This is a genomic window from Kitasatospora sp. NPDC057518, assembly GCF_042802075.1.
Taxonomy (GTDB): Bacteria; Actinomycetota; Actinomycetes; order Streptomycetales; family Streptomycetaceae; genus Kitasatospora.
Map to the genome: position 1 here is coordinate 1 of NZ_JBHVEU010000062.1, position 17,332 is coordinate 17,332.

General features: G+C 73.9%; 17 protein-coding genes. 5 read left to right on the plus strand and 12 right to left on the minus strand.

Translation table 11 applies throughout. The features are described from left to right. Positions 1-41 precede the first annotated feature (41 nt). The 7 genes from hemB to ACFU7Z_RS09210 form a co-directional block, all read right to left on the minus strand. Complete coding sequence (gene hemB, locus ACFU7Z_RS09180; protein ID WP_117488311.1) at positions 42-1,022, minus strand: porphobilinogen synthase; 981 nt, start codon at positions 1,020-1,022, stop codon at positions 42-44. Between the two features lie 74 nt (positions 1,023-1,096). Then, complete coding sequence (locus ACFU7Z_RS09185; protein WP_049650477.1) at positions 1,097-2,749, minus strand: bifunctional uroporphyrinogen-III C-methyltransferase/uroporphyrinogen-III synthase; 1,653 nt, start codon at positions 2,747-2,749, stop codon at positions 1,097-1,099. Then, positions 2,746-3,753, minus strand: coding sequence for a hydroxymethylbilane synthase (gene hemC, locus ACFU7Z_RS09190; RefSeq protein WP_049650476.1), 1,008 nt, complete (start codon positions 3,751-3,753; stop codon positions 2,746-2,748). The genes ACFU7Z_RS09185 and hemC overlap by 4 nt, the downstream gene beginning before the upstream one ends. A 41-nt stretch (positions 3,754-3,794) precedes the next feature. Then, complete coding sequence (locus ACFU7Z_RS09195; protein ID WP_375877607.1) at positions 3,795-5,135, minus strand: glutamyl-tRNA reductase; 1,341 nt, start codon at positions 5,133-5,135, stop codon at positions 3,795-3,797. 25 nt (positions 5,136-5,160) lie between these two features. Next, on the minus strand, positions 5,161-6,057 hold the full coding sequence (locus ACFU7Z_RS09200; protein ID WP_380777109.1) for a redox-sensing transcriptional repressor Rex: 897 nt from the start codon (positions 6,055-6,057) through the stop codon (positions 5,161-5,163). 107 nt (positions 6,058-6,164) lie between these two features. Beyond that, on the minus strand, positions 6,165-6,920 hold the full coding sequence (locus tag ACFU7Z_RS09205; RefSeq protein WP_380777102.1) for an exonuclease domain-containing protein: 756 nt from the start codon (positions 6,918-6,920) through the stop codon (positions 6,165-6,167). 205 nt (positions 6,921-7,125) lie between these two features. Then, the gene (locus ACFU7Z_RS09210) at positions 7,126-7,419 is read right to left on the minus strand and encodes a glutaredoxin family protein (RefSeq protein WP_049650473.1); all 294 of its coding nucleotides are present in this window, start codon (positions 7,417-7,419) and stop codon (positions 7,126-7,128) included. Between the two features lie 102 nt (positions 7,420-7,521). Here ACFU7Z_RS09210 and ACFU7Z_RS09215 point away from each other — a divergent pair, with 102 nt between their 5' ends. From ACFU7Z_RS09215 to ACFU7Z_RS09225, 3 genes are all read left to right on the plus strand, one after another. Further along, positions 7,522-8,553, plus strand: coding sequence for an HAD family hydrolase (locus tag ACFU7Z_RS09215; protein WP_380777103.1), 1,032 nt, complete (start codon positions 7,522-7,524; stop codon positions 8,551-8,553). A gap of 672 nt (positions 8,554-9,225) precedes the next feature. After that, entirely contained in the window at positions 9,226-10,041 is an 816-nt protein-coding gene (locus tag ACFU7Z_RS09220) for an ECF subfamily RNA polymerase sigma factor, BldN family (RefSeq protein ID WP_380777110.1), read from the plus strand. Positions 10,042-10,321: 280 nt separating this feature from the next. Then, positions 10,322-11,617, plus strand: coding sequence for a DUF5667 domain-containing protein (locus tag ACFU7Z_RS09225; protein ID WP_074004022.1), 1,296 nt, complete (start codon positions 10,322-10,324; stop codon positions 11,615-11,617). Positions 11,618-11,712: 95 nt separating this feature from the next. Here the strand turns inward: ACFU7Z_RS09225 and ACFU7Z_RS09230 are convergent, their stop codons facing one another. From ACFU7Z_RS09230 to ACFU7Z_RS09250, 5 genes are all read right to left on the minus strand, one after another. Beyond that, positions 11,713-12,720, minus strand: coding sequence for a lysophospholipid acyltransferase family protein (locus ACFU7Z_RS09230; RefSeq protein ID WP_375877604.1), 1,008 nt, complete (start codon positions 12,718-12,720; stop codon positions 11,713-11,715). Between the two features lie 7 nt (positions 12,721-12,727). Further along, on the minus strand, positions 12,728-13,849 hold the full coding sequence (locus tag ACFU7Z_RS09235; RefSeq protein ID WP_380777104.1) for an NAD-dependent epimerase/dehydratase family protein: 1,122 nt from the start codon (positions 13,847-13,849) through the stop codon (positions 12,728-12,730). Positions 13,850-14,001: 152 nt separating this feature from the next. Then, positions 14,002-14,100, minus strand: coding sequence for a 30S ribosomal protein bS22 (locus ACFU7Z_RS09240; RefSeq protein ID WP_003948845.1), 99 nt, complete (start codon positions 14,098-14,100; stop codon positions 14,002-14,004). 189 nt (positions 14,101-14,289) lie between these two features. Beyond that, positions 14,290-14,499, minus strand: coding sequence for a helix-turn-helix domain-containing protein (locus tag ACFU7Z_RS09245; RefSeq protein ID WP_045699258.1), 210 nt, complete (start codon positions 14,497-14,499; stop codon positions 14,290-14,292). A gap of 225 nt (positions 14,500-14,724) precedes the next feature. Next, positions 14,725-15,921: an acetoin utilization protein AcuC gene (locus ACFU7Z_RS09250; protein ID WP_380777105.1), complete on the minus strand. Its 1,197-nt coding sequence runs from the start codon at positions 15,919-15,921 to the stop codon at positions 14,725-14,727. Between the two features lie 238 nt (positions 15,922-16,159). Here ACFU7Z_RS09250 and ACFU7Z_RS09255 point away from each other — a divergent pair, with 238 nt between their 5' ends. Continuing rightward, complete coding sequence (locus ACFU7Z_RS09255; protein ID WP_049652197.1) at positions 16,160-16,624, plus strand: DUF11 domain-containing protein; 465 nt, start codon at positions 16,160-16,162, stop codon at positions 16,622-16,624. 124 nt (positions 16,625-16,748) lie between these two features. Continuing rightward, on the plus strand, positions 16,749-17,282 hold the full coding sequence (locus ACFU7Z_RS09260; protein ID WP_380739280.1) for a hypothetical protein: 534 nt from the start codon (positions 16,749-16,751) through the stop codon (positions 17,280-17,282). Positions 17,283-17,332: the final 50 nt, after the last annotated feature.

The window sequence follows — 17,332 nt, forward strand, 5'->3', positions numbered from 1 at the left end:
CCGCCACGGGAGCGGCCCGGCCTTCCGCCGTACGGGGTCCGCTACTTGAGCAGCGCGGCGGCTTCGAGCGCCCAGTAGGTGAGGATCTGCTCGGCGCCCGCGCGGCGGATCGAGGTGAGCGTCTCCATGATCATCCGCTCCCGGTCGATCCAGCCGTTCGCGGCGGCCGCCTCGACCATCGCGTACTCGCCGGACACCTGGTACGCGGAGACCGGCACCGGGGAGGCGTCGGCGACCTGGCGCAGGATGTCCAGGTAGGCCATGGCCGGCTTGACCATCACCATGTCGGCGCCCTCGGCGAGGTCCTGCTCCAGCTCGCGCAGCGCCTCGCGGGCGTTGGCCGGGTCCTGCTGGTAGGACTTGCGGTCGCCCTTGAGCGAGGAGCCGACGGCCTCGCGGAACGGGCCGTAGAAGGCCGAGGCGTACTTGGCGGTGTAGGCGAGGATGCCCACGTCCTGGTGCCCGGCCTCGTCCAGCGCCCGCCGGACCACGGCGATCTGGCCGTCCATCATGCCGGACGGGCCGACCAGGTGGACGCCGGCGTCGGCCTGCACCCGGGCCATCTCGGCGTAGCGCTCCAGGGTGGCGTCGTTGTCGACGCTGCCGTCGGCGGCCAGCACGCCGCAGTGGCCGTGGTCGGTGTACTCGTCCAGGCAGAGGTCCGACATGACCACCAGGGAGTCGCCGACCTCGGAGACCACGTCCCGGATCGCCTGCTGGAGGATGCCGTCCGGGTTGGTGCCCTCGCTGCCGACGGCGTCCTGCACCTCCGGGACGCCGAACAGCATGAGGCCGCCCAGGCCCGCCTCGGCCGCCTCCACCGCGGCCTTGCGCAGGGTGTCCCGGGTGTGCTGGACCACGCCCGGCATCGACGTCACCGGGACGGGCTCGCTGACGCCCTCGCGGACGAACAGCGGCAGGATCAGCTCCGCCGGGTGCAGCCGGGTCTCGGCCACCAGCCGGCGCATCGCCGGGCTCTGGCGCAGCCGGCGGGGGCGAACGTACGGGAATTCAGCGGACACGGCTTCTCTCTCCGAACGGTTGTGCAGTGCCGGGGGCGACGAACGGCCGCCCCCGGCAGCATAGTTAAGAATTCTCAGCGGGCCTTGCGACGCGAGCCGGGGCGGCGCTCGCTGGGCCGGTAGACCGGCTCACCGGCGGCCGTCGCGGTGTCCCGGCGCTTGGCACCGAAGTCCGCCAGCGCCTGGGCCAGCGCGGCCGCCGACGGCGCCGGGGCCATCACGTCGACCCGCAGGCCGTGCTCCTCGGCGGTCTTGGCGGTCGCCGGGCCGATGCAGGCGATGACCGTGACGTTGTGCGGCTTGCCCGCGATGCCGACCAGGTTCCGGACGGTCGAGGACGAGGTGAACAGCACCGCGTCGAAGCCGCCGCCCTTGATCGCCTCGCGGGTCTCGGCCGGCGGCGGCGAGGCGCGCACCGTCCGGTACGCCGTCACGTCGTCGACCTCCCAGCCCAGCTCGACCAGGCCGGCCACCAGGGTCTCGGTGGCGATGTCGGCGCGCGGCAGCAGCACCCGGTCGATCGGGTCGAAGACCGGGTCGTACGGCGGCCAGTCCTCCAGCAGCCCGGCCGCGGACTGCTCGCCGGAGGGCACCAGGTCCGGCTTCACGCCGAAGTCCACCAGGGCCTGCGCGGTGGTCTCGCCGACCGCCGCGACCTTGATCCCGGCGAACGCGCGGGCGTCCAGGCCGTACTCCTCGAACTTCTCCCGGACGGCGCGCACCGCGTTCACCGAGGTGAAGGCGATCCACTCGTAGCGGCCGGTGACCAGGCCCTTGATGGCCCGCTCCATCTGCTGCGGGGTGCGCGGCGGCTCGACCGCGATGGTCGGCACCTCCTGCGGCACCGCGCCGTACGAGCGCAGCTGCTCGGACAGGCCGGTGGCCTGCTCCTTGGTGCGCGGCACGAGGACGTTCCAGCCGAACAGCGGCTTGGTCTCGAACCACGAGTGCGAGGCCCGGTGGGCGACCTGCTCGCCCACCACGGCTATCACCGAGGTGGCCGGGTCGACCGGGGCGGAGACCGGCGAGGGCAGCACCCGGGCGGCCTTCAGGTCCGCCGCGATCCCGGACAGCGAGGAGGTGAAGGTCCGCTGGCGGGTGGTGGTGCCGGAGAGCGTGGCGCTCAGCGCCGACTCCGGCTTGCGGCCGCCCGCGACCAGCGCGGCGGCGGTGGCGGGCAGCTGGCCCAGGGTGGTGCGGACCACCAGGGTGGTCTCCGGCGCGCCCAGGTCGACCGGGCTGCCGGCCAGCAGCGCGGCGCCGTCCACGAAGCGCACGTCGGTGCCGGAACCGGCGCGCAGCGGGACACCCGCGTACGCCGGGACGCCGACCGACTGGGCGACACCCGGGATCACCTCGAACGGGATCCCGTCGCCCGCGCAGCTGAGCATCTCCTCGGCGGCGCAGCCGTCCAGGCCGGGGTCGCCGTCGACGGTGCGCACCACGTGCTTGCCGGAGCGGACGGCCTCGGCGACCACCTTGGCCAGGTCGAAGTCGGCGCCCTCGGCGGCGGGGGCGTGCACCTGCACGCCGGCCGGACAGTGGCTGCGCACGGCGGCGGCGGTCAGCGGGTCGGCGACCAGCACGTCGGCGGTGGACAGCACCTCGACCGCGCGCAGGGTCAGCAGCCCCGGGTCCCCGGGGCCCGCGCCCAGGAAGGTGCACCGTCCGGTGGCGGGCTGTCCCGCCGGGAACAGGGCGTCGGTGGCGGCGGTGGTGGGGCTCATCGGGCTCGCTCCCCCATCAGGGCGGCCGCGCCCGCGGCGAGCAGCCGGTCAGCCAGCGTGCGGCCGAGGGCCGCCGCCCGCTGCTCGGCGGTCTCGTCGAGGACGATCGGACCGTTGGCGGACATCTTCAGCAGGGCGGTTCCGTCGGGGTCGCCGACCACGCCGTCCAGCCGCAGCTCGTTCTCCCGGCCCCAGGTGGCCAGTGCGGCCACCGGTGCCGAGCAGCCGGCCTCCAGGGTGGCCAGCAGGGCGCGCTCGGCGGCCACGGCGACCCGGGTGGGGGCGTGGTCCAGCGCGGCGAGCGCGGCGGTCAGCTCCTCGTCGGCGGTGGTGCACTCGATCGCGAGCGCACCCTGGCCGGGGGCCGGGATCATCACCTCGGTGTCGAGGTGCTGGGATATCTCGGCGCTGCGGCCGAGCCGGTTCAGGCCGGCCGTCGCCAGCACCACCGCGTCCAGCTCGCCGCTGGTCACGAAGCCGATCCGGGTGTCCACGTTGCCGCGGATCGCGACGGTCTCCAGCTGGGCGCCGCGGGCCCTGGCCCAGGCGTTCAGCTGCGCCATCCGGCGCGGCGAACCGGTGCCGATCCGGGCCGGGCGGCCGGCGCCGGCGAGCTTCTCGACCAGCTCCTCCAGGGCCAGGCCCTCGGCGGCGACCAGGGCGTCGCGGACGTCCTCGCGCTCGGGGACGGCGGCCAGCGCCAGGCCCTCGGGGGCGGCGGTGGGCAGGTCCTTGAGCGAGTGCACGGCGAAGTCGATCCGGCCCTCCAGCAGCGCGTCGCGCAGCGCGGAGACGAACACGCCGGTGCCGCCGATCTGGGCCAGCGACTCCCGGGAGGTGTCGCCGTACGTGGTGATCTCGACCAGCTCGACGGGGCGCCCGGTGACCCTGGTCACCTCGCGGGCCACCATGCCCGACTGCGCCATGGCGAGGGCGCTGCGCCGGGTGCCGAGCCGCAGGGCCGCGGTGGCCGAGGGCTGCTCCGTGATCGGTTGACCATTCATGAGGTGATCGTCCCGGTGGTACTCGTGGGATGGCTGACGGTTCATCTGGTGCCCCCGGCCGAGGGCTGGGGCGCGCCGCCGACGGGCGTGCCCGACACGGCGTGCACGGCCGCCGGGTCGAGGTCGAACAGTTCCCGCAGCGCCTCCGCGTAGGAGGCGCCGCCGGGCTCGGCGGCCAGCTGCTTCACCCGGACGGTCGGGGCGTGCAGCAGCTTGTCGACGACGCGGCGGACGGTCTGGGTGATCTCGGCGCGCGAGCGCTCGTCCAGGTCGGGCAGCCGGGAGTCCAGCCGGCCGAGCTCGGCGGCGACCACGTCGGAGGCCATCGAGCGCAGCGCGACCACGGTCGGCGCGATCCGGGCGGCCCGCTGGGCGGCGCCGAAGGCCGTCACCTCGTCGGAGACGATCCGGGTCACCTGGTCGACGTCGCCGGCGCCGGGGCTGGCGGCGTGCGCGTGGGAGAGGCTCTCCAGGTCGACCAGCAGGGCGCCGGGCAGCTCGTGCACGGCGTGGTCGACGTCGCGCGGCATGGCCAGGTCCAGCAGGGCGAGCGGCTCGGGGGACCTGCGGGAGGCGACGGCGGCGGCCACGTCCTCGGCCCGGACCACCACACCGGCCGCGCCGGTGCAGGAGATCACCAGGTCCACGTCGGCGAGCGCCTCCGGCACCTTGGCGAGGTCCAGCACCCGGGCCACGTCCGGGCCGAGGATCTCGACCAGCCGCTCGGCCCGGGCCGGGGTCCGGTTGGCGATCAGCAGGTCGGTCACGCCGGAGCGGACCAGGGTGGCGGCGGCCAGCGAGCTCATCGAGCCGGCCCCGACCACCAGCGCGCGCTTGCCGGCGATCTCGCCCGCGCCCGCCGCGACCTGCTCCAGGCCGAAGGTGACCAGCGACTGGCCGGCCTTGTCGATGCCGGTCTCGCTGTGCGCCCGCTTGCCGACCCGCAGCGCCTGCTGGAACAGCTCGTTCAGGCCGCGCCCGGCGGTGTGCTCCTCCTGGGCCTTGGCCAGCGCGTCGCGCAGCTGGCCGAGGATCTGGCCCTCGCCGACGACCATCGAGTCCAGGCCGCAGGCCACCGAGAAGAGGTGGTGGACGGCGCGGTCCTCATAGTGGACGTACAGGTGGGAGGTCAGCTCCTCCAGGTCCACCCCGCTGTGGTGGGCCAGCAGCAGCGACAGCTCGGCGACGCCGGCGTGGAACTTGTCCACGTCCGCGTACAGCTCGATCCGGTTGCAGGTGTTCAGCAGCGCGGCCTCGCCGACCGTCGCGGTGGCGGCCGCGTCGTGCAGCAGCCGGGTCGGCACGTCACCGGTCAGCGCGGCGCGCTCCAGTACCCCGACCGGGGCCGTGCGATGGCTCAGCCCTACGACGAGAAGGCTCATGCCCGCCCCCCACAGCTCTCGGTGTTCATGCGGGCATCACCGCGGAGAGATCCCCGTCGCCGCCCTTGGCGGACTTTCCCTTGGCCTGCTCGGCCTGGTCCTTGGCCGCCGGCTCGACGGCGCCCCGGCCCTTGCCGCTGCCGCCGGCCGCGCGGCGCAGCTTGGCGGCGGCCGCCCGGACCGGACCGGGGGCGCGGTCCAGCACCGACTCGGCGCGGTCGTCCGGCTCCTCGCCGGCCTTGCGCTGCTCGTGGAAGGCCAGGATCTGGAGCTCGATGGAGAGGTCCACCTTGCGCACGTCCACGCCGTCCGGGACGGACAGCACGGTCGGGGCGAAGTTCAGGATGCTGGTGACGCCGGCCTCCACCAGCCGGTCGCACACCTGCTGGGCGGCGCCGGGCGGGGTGGTGATCACGCCGATGGAGACGTGCTGGCTCTCGACGATCGACTCCAGCTCGTCCATGTGCCGCACCGGCAGCCCGGCCGCGGTGGAACCGACCACGTGGGGATCGGCGTCCAACAGGGCGGCCACCCGGAAGCCTCGGGAGGCGAACCCGCCGTAGTTGGCGAGCGCGTGGCCGAGGTTCCCGATGCCGACGATGACGACCGGCCAGTCCTGGGTCAGGCCGAGCTCGCGGGAGATCTGGTAGACGAGGTACTCGACGTCGTAGCCGACGCCGCGGGTGCCGTAGGAGCCGAGGTAGGAGAAGTCCTTGCGCAGCTTGGCCGAGTTCACGCCGGCGGCGGCGGCCAGCTCCTCGGAGGAGACGGTCGGCACCGAGCGCTCGGAGAGCGCGGTGAGGGCCCGCAGATAGAGGGGCAGGCGGGCGACCGTCGCCTCCGGGATGCCCCGGGCACGCGAGGGTCGGCGCGCGGCGCCCTGGTCGGGCGTCTGCGAACTGCTCTGTGGTGATCGGCCGATTGCCACGGTGCTCCTGTGGGTGAAGCTGGGCTTAGGCAGCCAGGCTATGTGTTTGTGAACGTGTGCACAAAGATGGTGTCCGTTTTGTCCCCGCACAGTGATGCGCATCACGCCATCGAACGCATAGCACCGGCCTGGGTCAGCACGACCTCCGGGGCCTGGGAATCGGGCAGCCACGGGCCGTACGACGCCTCCCGGCGCAGCAGCGGGACGGCGGCGCCGGACGGGCGGGAACGGGCCCGGCCGAGCCGGGGCCAGGGCAGCCGGGCGGCCTCCCGCAGCGGGCCGGTCCAGTCGTCCGGCGGACAGGACGGGGCGTCCAGGCAGTACCGCAGCAGCTCGGCGGTCACCCGGGCGTCGCCCAACGCGGTGTGCGCCGGGTACCAGCCGAGGTCCGCCGCCTCCACGCAGGCCGCCAGGCCGTGGCTCCGGGCCTCCGGCAGGTGGGCGCGGGCCAGCCGCATCGTGCACAGCAGCGGGACGGGCGGCAGCGGCACCCCGATCCGGGCGAACTCGCGATCCAGGAACGCGTGGTCGCAGCTGACGTGGTGACCGACCAGCACCCGGCCGGCCAGCAGCTCCAGCAGCCACGGGGCGATCTCGCGGAAGCGCGGGGCGCCCTCGACGTCGCACTGGCGTATCCGGTGCACATGGGTCGGGCCGACCGGGCCCAGCGGGTCCAGCAGGGTGGCGAACTCCCCCTCGGCGCGGAGCCGCTCGTCGAGCAGCACCACCGCGACCTCGACCACCCGGTGCCGCCACGGGCTGCGGCCGGTCGCCTCCACGTCCACCACGGCGAAGCCCCGGGGGGCCGTCCGGAACTCCGGGGCTCCGGGGGCCCCAGGGACAGGACCGGGAAGCATGGCGCACTCCTCGTGTGCTCAGCCCCCCACGGGCGCAAACGCGTTCGATCGTAAGCCGACCAACCCGCCCCGCCCCAAGCCGGAACGGAGTGTCTTTGGCAACGATTCGGCGAACCGCCCCCGCCGATCGGCGGGGGGCCGGTGCGCGGACGAACGCGCGGTCAGACCCCGCTCAGCCGCCGCCCGGCCGCGCCCGGCCGCGCACTCAGCCCCCGAGGGCGGTGCGCAGCCGGCGCTCGTCGACCCGCCAGAAGTCGTGCTGGCGACCGTCGATCAGGGTGACCGGAATCTGCTCCCAGTAACGGCGGTACAGCTCCTCGTCCCGGGTGATGTCCCGCTCCTCGAAGGACGCGCCCAACTCCCCCGTCACCCGGAGGATCACCTCGCGGGCCTCGTCGCACAGGTGGCAGCCGGGCTTGCCGACCAGGGTCACGGTCCGGCCCGCGGGCTCGGGGCTCTTACGTCGCAGCAGTGGGCTCACCACCCCATTCTCCGCCATGGCGCCCACCCGCCCCCGGGGCCTGCGCCCGGTGGAGCTGTTCACCCCGCGGGCACGGCTGCGTCACGGCCGCCGGGCGCCCGGCTGGCTATCCTCGATGACATGGCCGTGCTCAGAAGGCTCACCCAGGCAAGGCGTTCCAGCAGCGAGCGGAGCGCCCTGGCCGGCGAAGCCGCGGCCGAGGCGGCCGAGGCCGCGCTGCGGGCCGAGCCGGCACCCGACGCCGGGCCCCGGGACACCGCCGGACCAGGGGGCAGCACCGGCCCCGGGGACGCCGCCGGGCCGGACGCGCCGGCCGCGGCCAAGCCCGGACGGACCCCCAAGGCCCCCGCCGAGAACCACACCCCGGACCCGGACGACCCCCGCGCCGCCGCCTTCTTCGACTGCGACAACACCATCCTGCGCGGCGCCGCGATCTTCTACCTCGGCGTCGGCCTCTACCGCCGCGGCTTCCTCACCCGCCGCGACATCGCCCGCTTCGCCTGGCAGCAGGCCTGGTTCCGGCTGCACGGCACCGAGGACCCGGACCACATCTCGGACGCCAAGCAGTCCGCCCTCGGCATCGTGGCCGGCAAGCCCACCGCCGACCTGGAGGCGATCTGCGAGGAGATCTTCGAAGAGGTCGTGGCGGACAAGATCTGGCCGGGCACCCGCGCCCTGGTCCAGATGCACCTGGACGCCGGCCAGCGGGCCTGGCTGGTCACCGCCGCCCCGCTGGAGGTGGCCCGGATCATCGCCCGGCGGCTCGGCATGACCGGCGCGCTGGGCACCGTCGCCGAGGCCAGGGACGGCCGCTACACCGGCCGACTGGTCGGCGACCTGCTGCACGGCCCGGCCAAGGCCGCCGCCGTCCGGGCCCTGGCCCGGCGCGAGCGCCTCGACCTCGACCGCTGCGCCGCCTACAGCGACTCGGCCAACGACATCCCGATGCTCTCGCTGGTCGGCCACCCGTACGTGGTGAACCCGGACGGCGCGCTGCGGCGCCACGCCCGGGCCCAGGGCTGGCGGGTGCGGGACTTCCGGACCGGGCGCAAGGCGGCCCGGGTGGGGCTGCCGGCGGCGGCCGCGCTCGGGGTGCTGGCCGGCGCGGCGGCGGCCGGGGTGGCGCTGAACCGGCGCCGCCACCGGGCCTGAACCACCCGCCCGAACCCCGGCCCGGAACCCCGGCCCGGAACCCCGGCCCCGAGCCTCGCGCCGGACGGCCGTCCGGGCCGCCGGAGGCTTTCCGGAAGCTTTCCGGAGACTCTCCGAGGCGCTCCGGGGCTCTCCGGGGCCGTTCGGAGGCCGCCCGGTCGGGCTCGCCCCGGCGGGTGAGCGGTCGTCAACAAGGCCTCTGACCTGGCCCCTCTTACGGGCGAACTCCCCGCCGCCACAGGGCAGTCCGCGTCACCTGCTCGAACCTGTCGCCCGGTGACCGGTTCTGATCGTTCGCCAGGCCGGGAAAGTCAGGGGTTGCCGAGCCCCAAGGCTGGGAAACCGCCCCCCAGGCCGCCAAATTGGTCACCCTGAGCGCCCGTTCGATCACGTTAAGCCGGATGAACGATGACAGCTCCGGTCAATGTCAGCCGAACATGCGCAACAAATGGATCCCAAACGACCACTTCGACCACACGGTGTAGCTGTCATTGCACAAAGCGTTATTCTCTCCTGGATGCACGTCACCACGCGTCCCGCTCGAACGGACGCTTCGGGGAGTGCTCTCCGCGCAGGCGGAGGTGATCCGTCCACAGTTCTGCCTCTGGGAGTCCCGTGTACCCACCCGTCCGGAACGACGCGCCTGCACCCTCCCGCCCGTCGTCCGCGCCCCTGCGTCCCCGCACCGGCCTCCGCGACCGGCCGACCGCCGAGCGGCAGATCTCCACGGGCCTGACCCTGTTGCGCACCCTGCTCCGCAGCCAGTTCGCCGCCACGCCCCAACTCGCGCTCGCCGGCGGACCGTTCGCCCAGCCGCAGCCGCCCGGCCTGGCACTGCGCACCACCGCCGCCGGCTCGACCGGCACCGGCTCGCGCGGCCGCACCGGCAGCGCCGGCCGGGGCCGCGCCCGGACCGCGCCCAGCCCCGGCTACGAGACCGAGCACAACCCGGTCATGGAGCTGGTCGAACGGGCCCAGGCCGGCGAGAGCGAGGCCTTCGGCCGGCTCTACGACCACTACGCGGACACCGTCTACCGCTACATCTACTACCGGGTCGGCAGCCGGGCCACCGCCGAGGACCTCACCAGCGAGACCTTCCTGCGCGCCCTGCGCCGGATCGGCACCTTCACCTGGCAGGGCCGGGACTTCGGCGCCTGGCTGGTCACCATCGCCCGCAACCTGGTCGCCGACCACTTCAAGTCCAGCCGCTTCCGGCTGGAGGTCACCACCGGCGAGATGCTCGACTCCAACGAGTGCGAGCGCAGCCCCGAGGAGTCGGTGCTGGAGTCGCTCTCCAACGCCGCCCTGCTGGACGCGGTGCGCCGGCTCAACCCGCAGCAGCAGGAGTGCGTCACCCTGCGCTTCCTGCAGGGGCTGTCGGTGGCCGAGACGGCCCGGATCATGGGCAAGAACGAGGGCGCCATCAAGACCCTCCAGTACCGCGCCGTCCGCACCCTGGCCCGGCTGCTCCCGCCCGACGCGCGATGAACAGCGCCGAGGACGGCACCGGCTCCGTGCGGTCCGGCACCGTACGGTCCGGCCGGCCGTCATCGTTCGCGCCCGGCCGACACGTCAGGGTGAACGGTAGGTCCGATGATCTGCCGTGCGTAACCGACCGCCCGCACCGCTCGTTGGCCAACGTGCAAGCCCCCACCAGGCGTACGGTCAAGTCGAATTGCGGCCTATCACCCGATGGAGTGGCTTTGGCCAGCCGGGGCAACCGTCCGGCGGGCCGGGCTGTCGACAACGACGAAGGGAGGTGTGGCCCGTGACGGCAAACGTGCTTGAGCACCGGCGGGCGAAGGCCTTCGCCGAGGCGCTGGAGGCCCACCAGGCGGAGCAACGCGCTGCGGCCAACGCCGAATCGGACAACACCGCTGCCACCGGCGCGGGTTCGGCCGCGATGGCCGGGCTGGTCGGACTGGCCGACGCACTGGGGGCACTGCCCGGGCCGGTGCTGGACCGGGAGGTCCATACGGTCCAACGCGCCCAGCTGATGGCCGCGTTCGAGCAGGCCTTCGCCGGCGGGACGGGCACCCCGGTGCCCCGCCAGCGCCGCCACCGGGCGATCCGGACGGCGCCGCGCGGCCGCTGGAGCCGCCGGTTCGCGATCGGCGGGCTGGTCGCCGGGCTCGCCGTCGGCAGCCTGGCCGGCGTCGCCGCGGCCAGCTCCAACGCCCTCCCCGGGGACAGCCTGTACGGCCTCAAACGCGGCTTGGAAGGACTCCGGCTCGACTTCGCGGGCTCCGACTCCGAACGCGGCGAGATGCTGCTCGACAACGCGGCCACCCGGCTCGGCGAGGCCAAGACCCTGGTCGGCCGCACCGACCAGGCCGGCGCGCTCAGCCCGGCCACCGTCGAACAGGTCCGCCGCGCCCTGGACGACATGCACGCCGACGCCCTCAAGGGCCGCGAGCTGCTGCGCTCGGTCTACCGCAGCAACGGCTCGCTCGACCCGATGCGGGCCCTGGCGGGCTTCGCCCACGACGAGGACGGCCGGTGGAGCGAGCTGCAGGGCCGGCTGCCCGTCCAGCTCACCCAGCAGGCCGACCTGGTGAACCGGCTCTTCGACGACATAAGCGAGGACGTCGCGCCCCTGCGCCTGGTCCTGCCCCCCGCTCAGAGCGGTGGCGCGGCCGGCGACGGAGCGGGCGACGGTTCGTCCCACTCGACCGGTGGTTCCCCGGCCGGCTCCCCGGCGGCCGGCTCCGGCACCTCGGCCGGCACCGACCAGGCCCCGGGCTCCGGCGCCGCCGGCAACCGCCCCGGCGCCACCGAGCACGCCCCGGCCTACCCCGGCGCCGGTGCCTCCGGCAACGGCGGCAAGGGCGGCGTCCTGCCGGACACCCTGCCCAGCAGCGCCCCGGACGCCGTCAACGGCCTGGTCGGCGGTCTCACCAGCGGGCTCACCGGCACCAAGCCCTCGCCGAGCGCCGACGCGGCCCCGGCGCAGGGACCGCAGCAGGCCTCGCCCAGCGCCCCGAACGCGGCCCAGCCGCAGGGCGTCGAGGTTCCCCCGCTGCTTCCGGACCTGCTGCCCGGGCTGCGCATCCTGGGCGGCTGACAGCAGGGCGGTGGGGGCCCGGCGGAGTGCGATATCCGCCGGGCCCTCGCCGTCCCCAGGGAACCCCGGGAACCCCCGGGATCCCTCGGGTTCTCCTAGAAGAACACCGAACGCCGCTGCACCAGCAGCTCGTAGAGGGTGTGCTGGATGGTCTCGCGCACCTCGTCGGCCAGATCGAAGACCAGCATCGGGTCGTCCGCCGCCTCCGCCGGGTAGGTGTCGGTGGCGATCGGCTCGCCGAAGCGGATCGTCCACTTGGTCGGCAGCGGCAGCGCCCCGAGCGGGCCCAGCCACGGGAAGGTCGGGGTGATCGGCACGTACGGCAGGCCCAGCAGCCGGGCCAGCGTCTTCACGTTGCCGATCATCGGGTAGGTCTCCTCCGCCCCGACGATCGAGCAGGGCACGATCGGCACCCGCGCCCGCAGCGCCGAGGAGACGAAGCCGCCGCGGCCGAACCGCTGGAGCTTGTAGCGCTCGGAGAACGGCTTGCCGATGCCCTTGAAGCCCTCCGGCCAGACCCCGACCAGCTCGCCGCGCTCCAGCAGGGCCTGGGCGTCCTCGTTGCAGGCCAGGGTGTGGCCGGCCTTGCGGGCCAGCTCGTTGACGCCGGGCAGCACGAAGACCAGGTCCGCGGCGAGCATCCGCAGGTGCCGCCGGGCGGGGTGGTGGTCGTGGACGGCCACCTGGGTCATCAGGGCGTCGAGCGGGATCGTCCCGGAGTGGTTGGCGACGATCAGCGCGCCGCCCTCGGCCGGGATGTGCTCCGCGCCCTGGACGTCGATCCGGAAGTACTTCTCGGCCAGCGGGCGCAGCAGCGAGAGCAGCACCTCCTCGGTGAGCTCCCGGTCGAAGCCGAACTCGTCCACCTCGTAGTCGCCGGTCACCCGGCGGCGCAGGAAGGCCAGCCGCTCGGCGGCGCGGCCCTCCCAGCCCTTGCCGAACAGCCGGGTGGCGACCGGGCCGAGCGGGCCGGCCAGCGCCCCGCCGACGGCCTCGGCGAGCCGGTCGGCCGGATTCGGCCCCTCGGGCGACGTCCAGCTGGGGGCCGTCTCGATCGGGATGACCTTGGCCTCGCCCGGCGCGTTCTCGGCTGCGGCACTCATCGCGGGTTCAGCTCCTCGGTCGGCGGGGGCGGTTCGGTACGGCGTCCGGACCGGCGCCCGGCCCGGCGGGCCCGGCGGCTTCCGGGCCGAGCAGGGCGGTCAGCCGGTCGGTGACGGCGGCCAGCCGCTCGGGCGGCAGCAGGCCCGGCCGCCCGGCGGCGGCGAAGTCGGCGAAGGCCTCCGGAGTGCTGAACGCCGGACGGTAGCCGAAGGTGTCGCGCAGCCGCGCGGTGTCCACCACCCGGCCGTGGGTGAGCAGCCGCAGCTGCTCGGGCGAGACGTCCACCAGCCGGGTCTGCCGGGCCAGCACGGCCATCCAGCTGACCGCGGGCAGCAGCAGCGGCAGGGTGGGCCGGCCGAGCCGGCGGGCGCACTGGGAGAGCAGCAGGACGCCCTCCCCCGCCACGTTGAAGGTCCCGGTGTTGACGGTGCCCGGCTCGGGCTCGTCGGCGGCCCGGCAGAGCACCGCGACGGCGTCGTCCTCGTGCACGAACTGCAGCCGCGGGTCGTAGCCGAGCACGGTCGGCAGCACGGGCAGCGCGAAGTACTCGCTGAGCGGGGTGTCCGCGTTCGGGCCGACGATGTTGGCGAAGCGCAGCACCGTCACCGCGACGTCCGGGCGGCGCCGGGCGAAGCCGCGGACGTAGCCCTCGACCTCCGCCGCGTCCTTGGCGAAGCCGCCGCCGGGCGGGTCCTTGGGCTGCATCCGCTCGCTGAACACCGCCGGGTCGCGGGGCGCCGAGCCGTAGACGCCGGTGGTGGACTTCACCACCAGCCGGCGCACCCCGGGGGCCTTCTGGCAGGCGCCGAGCAGCTGCATGGTGCCGATCACGTTGGACTCCTTCACCGCGGAGCGGTTGGTGGAGCCCAGGCCGGTGGCGCTGACGCTGAGGTGCACCACGGTGTCCACCCGGTGCTCGGCGAGCACCCGGGAGAGCGCCGGACGGCGCAGGTCGAGCTGGTGGAAGCGGTACGGGGCGGCCGGGCCGGACGGCTCCTCGGGCGGCAGCCGGGGCGGCTGCACGTCCACGCCGACCACCAGGTCGACGCCCGGCCGGCGGCGGACCTCGGCGGCGAAGCGGGCACCGAGCCGGCGCGCCACGCCGGTGACGAGCACGACCACGCCCACGGTGCTGCACCCCCGTTCCCTCGGCCCGAGCGGCCTGCGTGCACCGTACCGCGCCGCCCCACGGGGCCGTGAAACGACACCGCCCGCCCAGGCCACGACGGGCCTGGACGGGCGGTGGAAGCGCTGGGCGCGCTAGGCGCGGCCGGGGCCGCTTACTTCTTGTTACGACGCTGAACGCGAGTGCGCTTGAGAAGCTTGCGGTGCTTCTTCTTGGCCATACGCTTGCGACGCTTCTTGATGACAGAGCCCACGGAACAACCCTCGCTCACTGAGACTCTCGCCCGTGAGAGACGGAGTCCATACGACTGACGTGAGGGCCTAGCCTACCGTCGATGGTGCGAAGGCCGTAATCGTGTTCCCCGGGACCGGGAAACTCGCGGGAAATCCACGGCGAACGGGGGCGGGTCCAACGGTCGTGGACCCGCACCCGCGCGCCGCCGCTACGCGCTCTCGAGCCGCACGTAGGACTCCTTGAGGTACTCGTGCACCGCCTGCTGGGGCACCCGGAAGGACCGTCCGACCCGGATGGCCGGCAGCTCTCCGCTGTGCACCAGCCGGTACACCGTCATCTTGGACACCCGCATGACCGCGGCGACCTCCGCCACGGTCAGGAAGACGACTTCCTGAAGGGGGCGCTCGACGGAACTCATGACCATCACCCGACCCTTACCCGTGTGCAAGGCACCGGCTTCCCCTCCGGTGACTCCACCGGCACACGTGTATCCCCAGAGTAGTTATGGGTGGTACCAGTGGGAAGAGGGGAAGTGCAGTCCTCGTACGGTGGGAGATAGGACGGTTGCAGTACGTCGCCGCTCTGCGGATGGCACCGCCCCGCGTACGCACCTCCCGGGCTGGGCACTTCCGGGACGGCGGGTTCAGGCCAGCAGTCCGTGCTGGGGGAACACCGCGCGGCGGGTGGCGAGGATGGCCTGATCGAGTCGGTCGGCCGGATCGTAACCCGAGTCGAAGTCGCGCCAGGCCGGGCGGGCGCCGTCGGTCATCCGCAGCGGGGCCGGGCGGCGGGTGCGGCGGTAGACCTCGGCGCGCCAGGACTCGGGGGTCTCGGTGGCCGGGTCGACGGGCCGGGCGGCGGCGGTGGCGACCAGGTGGGTCCAGGTGCGCGGGACGACGTCCACCACCGCGTAGCCGCCCCCGCCGGTGGCCACCCAGCGGCCGCCGGCGTGCTGGTGGGCGAGGTCGTGCAGCGCCTCGGCGATCAGCCGCTGGGCGTCCACGGTGACGGCGAGGTGGGCGAGCGGGTCCTCCAGGTGGGTGTCGGCGCCGTGCTGGGTGACCAGGACCTGCGGCCGGAAGGCGTCGAGCAGTTCGGGCACCAGGGCGTGGAAGGCGCGCAGCCAGCCCGCGTCGCCGGTGCCCGCGGGCAGCGGCAGGTTGGCGGCGGAGCCGGGGGCGTCCTCGCCGCCGGTCTCGATCGACCAGCCGCTCTGTGGGAACAGCGTGGCGGGGTGCTCGTGCAGCGAGACGGTGAGCACCCGGGGGTCGTTCCAGAAGGCCGCCTGGACGCCGTCGCCGTGGTGGACGTCCACGTCGACGTAGGCGACCCGCTCGGCGCCGAGTTCGAGCAGCCGGGCGATGGCCAGCGCCGGGTCGTTGTAGACGCAGAAGCCGGAGGCCTTGCCGGGCATCGCGTGGTGCAGTCCGCCGGCGAAGTTGACGGCGTGCGGGGTCTCGCCGCGCCAGACCGCCTCGGCGGCGGCCACCGACTGGCCGGCGATCAGCGCGGAGGCCGAGTGGATCGCCGGGAAGGACCAGTTGTCGTCGGTGCCGAGTCCGTGCAGCGGGTCGGAGCGGTCGGGGTGGGCGGCGGCGTTCCGGACCGCCTCGACGTACTCCCGGGTGTGCACCAGCCGGAGGGTGGAGTCGCCGGCGGGCGGTGCGGAGCGGACGGTCACCCCGGGGCCGGTGTCCAGTCCGAGGGCCTCGACCAGGCGCATGGTGAGGGCCAGCCGGGTCGGGTCCATCGGGTGGCCGGGGCCGAAGTCGTAGGCGGTGACGGCCTCGTCCCAGAAGAGGTGCAGGCCGCAGGGGGTGTCACGCTCGGCTTCGGGCATGGCCTCCACCGTAGCGGGTGGCGGTGGCCGGGCCGCCGTCAGGGCGCGCCGGGGCGGCGCTCGTGGGGACGGCCGGGCGGCAGGTGCGCGATGAAACTACGGAAGTTGTGGGGCGACTGTGGAGGCGGGTGTTGAGGCGGTGCAGACAAAAGCTTTGCGACTCCATATCCTCTCCGCCATGAAGCCATTCAGCGTGCAACGCCTTGGGGTAATTCTCGCTGCAATACTGGGTTTTGGCGTGTTCTTTGCCGCCCAGCCGGCCTCCGCCGCGGTCAGCGGCACCACCTTCGCGGTCGACAAGTCGACGGCGAAGGCGGGAGACCAGCTGACCCTGACGCTGTCGCTCACCAACAGTGAGAACAGTCCCATCTACTTCGCCTACGAGGCCGTCCAGCCGACCTGGCCGGCCAACACGCAGGCCGGAGCGTTCACCATCACCGGCTGCACCGGTGACACCTCCGACTGCGCGTTCACCGGGAACAGCGCCAACTTCCACTTCAACGCGCCGATCGCACCCGGCGCGACGAAGAGCGTCACGCTCACCGTCAAGATCACCGACACCCCGGCGTGGGGCACCGCCCCGTACACGCTGAACTGGGCGCCGTACGTCTACTACGAGTTCGGCCAGGTGGGCACCACCGGCACCGCCAAGGACCAGACCTGGACCTTCGGGGTGCCCTCGCTCCAGACCGTGATCAGCTGACCCCCGTCCCGTCGAACGCCCCCGCCGTCACCCGACGGCGGGGGCAAGGGCTTTCCGGCAACGGTTGAAGATGGCGTGAAGGAGCCGCAGACGCGGCCTTCACAACTCCCTATTCTCATCCGCCATGAAGCCATTCAGCGTGCAACGCGTCGGGGTAATTCTCGCCACGGTACTGGGACTTGGCCTGATCTTCGCCGCCCAGCCGGCCTCCGCCACCACCCGCGACGACGGCGTGATCACCGGCGTCTCGGCCTCCGTCGACAAGAAGACGGCGGCACCGGGCGATGAACTGACCCTGACCCTCTCCCTCACCAACACCGAATCCGCCCCCATCACCTTCGCGTACGAGTGGATCGGGCCGAGCTTCCCCTCCAACCAGCTGACCGGCGCGTTCACCTTCACCGGCTGCGGCGGGGACCAGGTGGACTGCGTGTTCGGCGGCAACTCCGTCAACTTCCATCCCACGGTGCCGATCGCGCCGGGCGCCACCCGCACCGTCACGGCCACCGTCAAGATCACCTCCACGCCGCCCTGGACCGGGTCGTACACACTGAACTGGGCCCCGTACGTCTACGCCGAGTACGGCTACCCGGTCGTCAAGACCAGGAGCGGCCCCTTCCTCGACGGCATGCCCGGCCTGCAGACCGTGATCAGCTGACCCCCGCCCCTCCGACCGCCCCCGCCGTCACCCGGCGGCGGGGGCCGGGA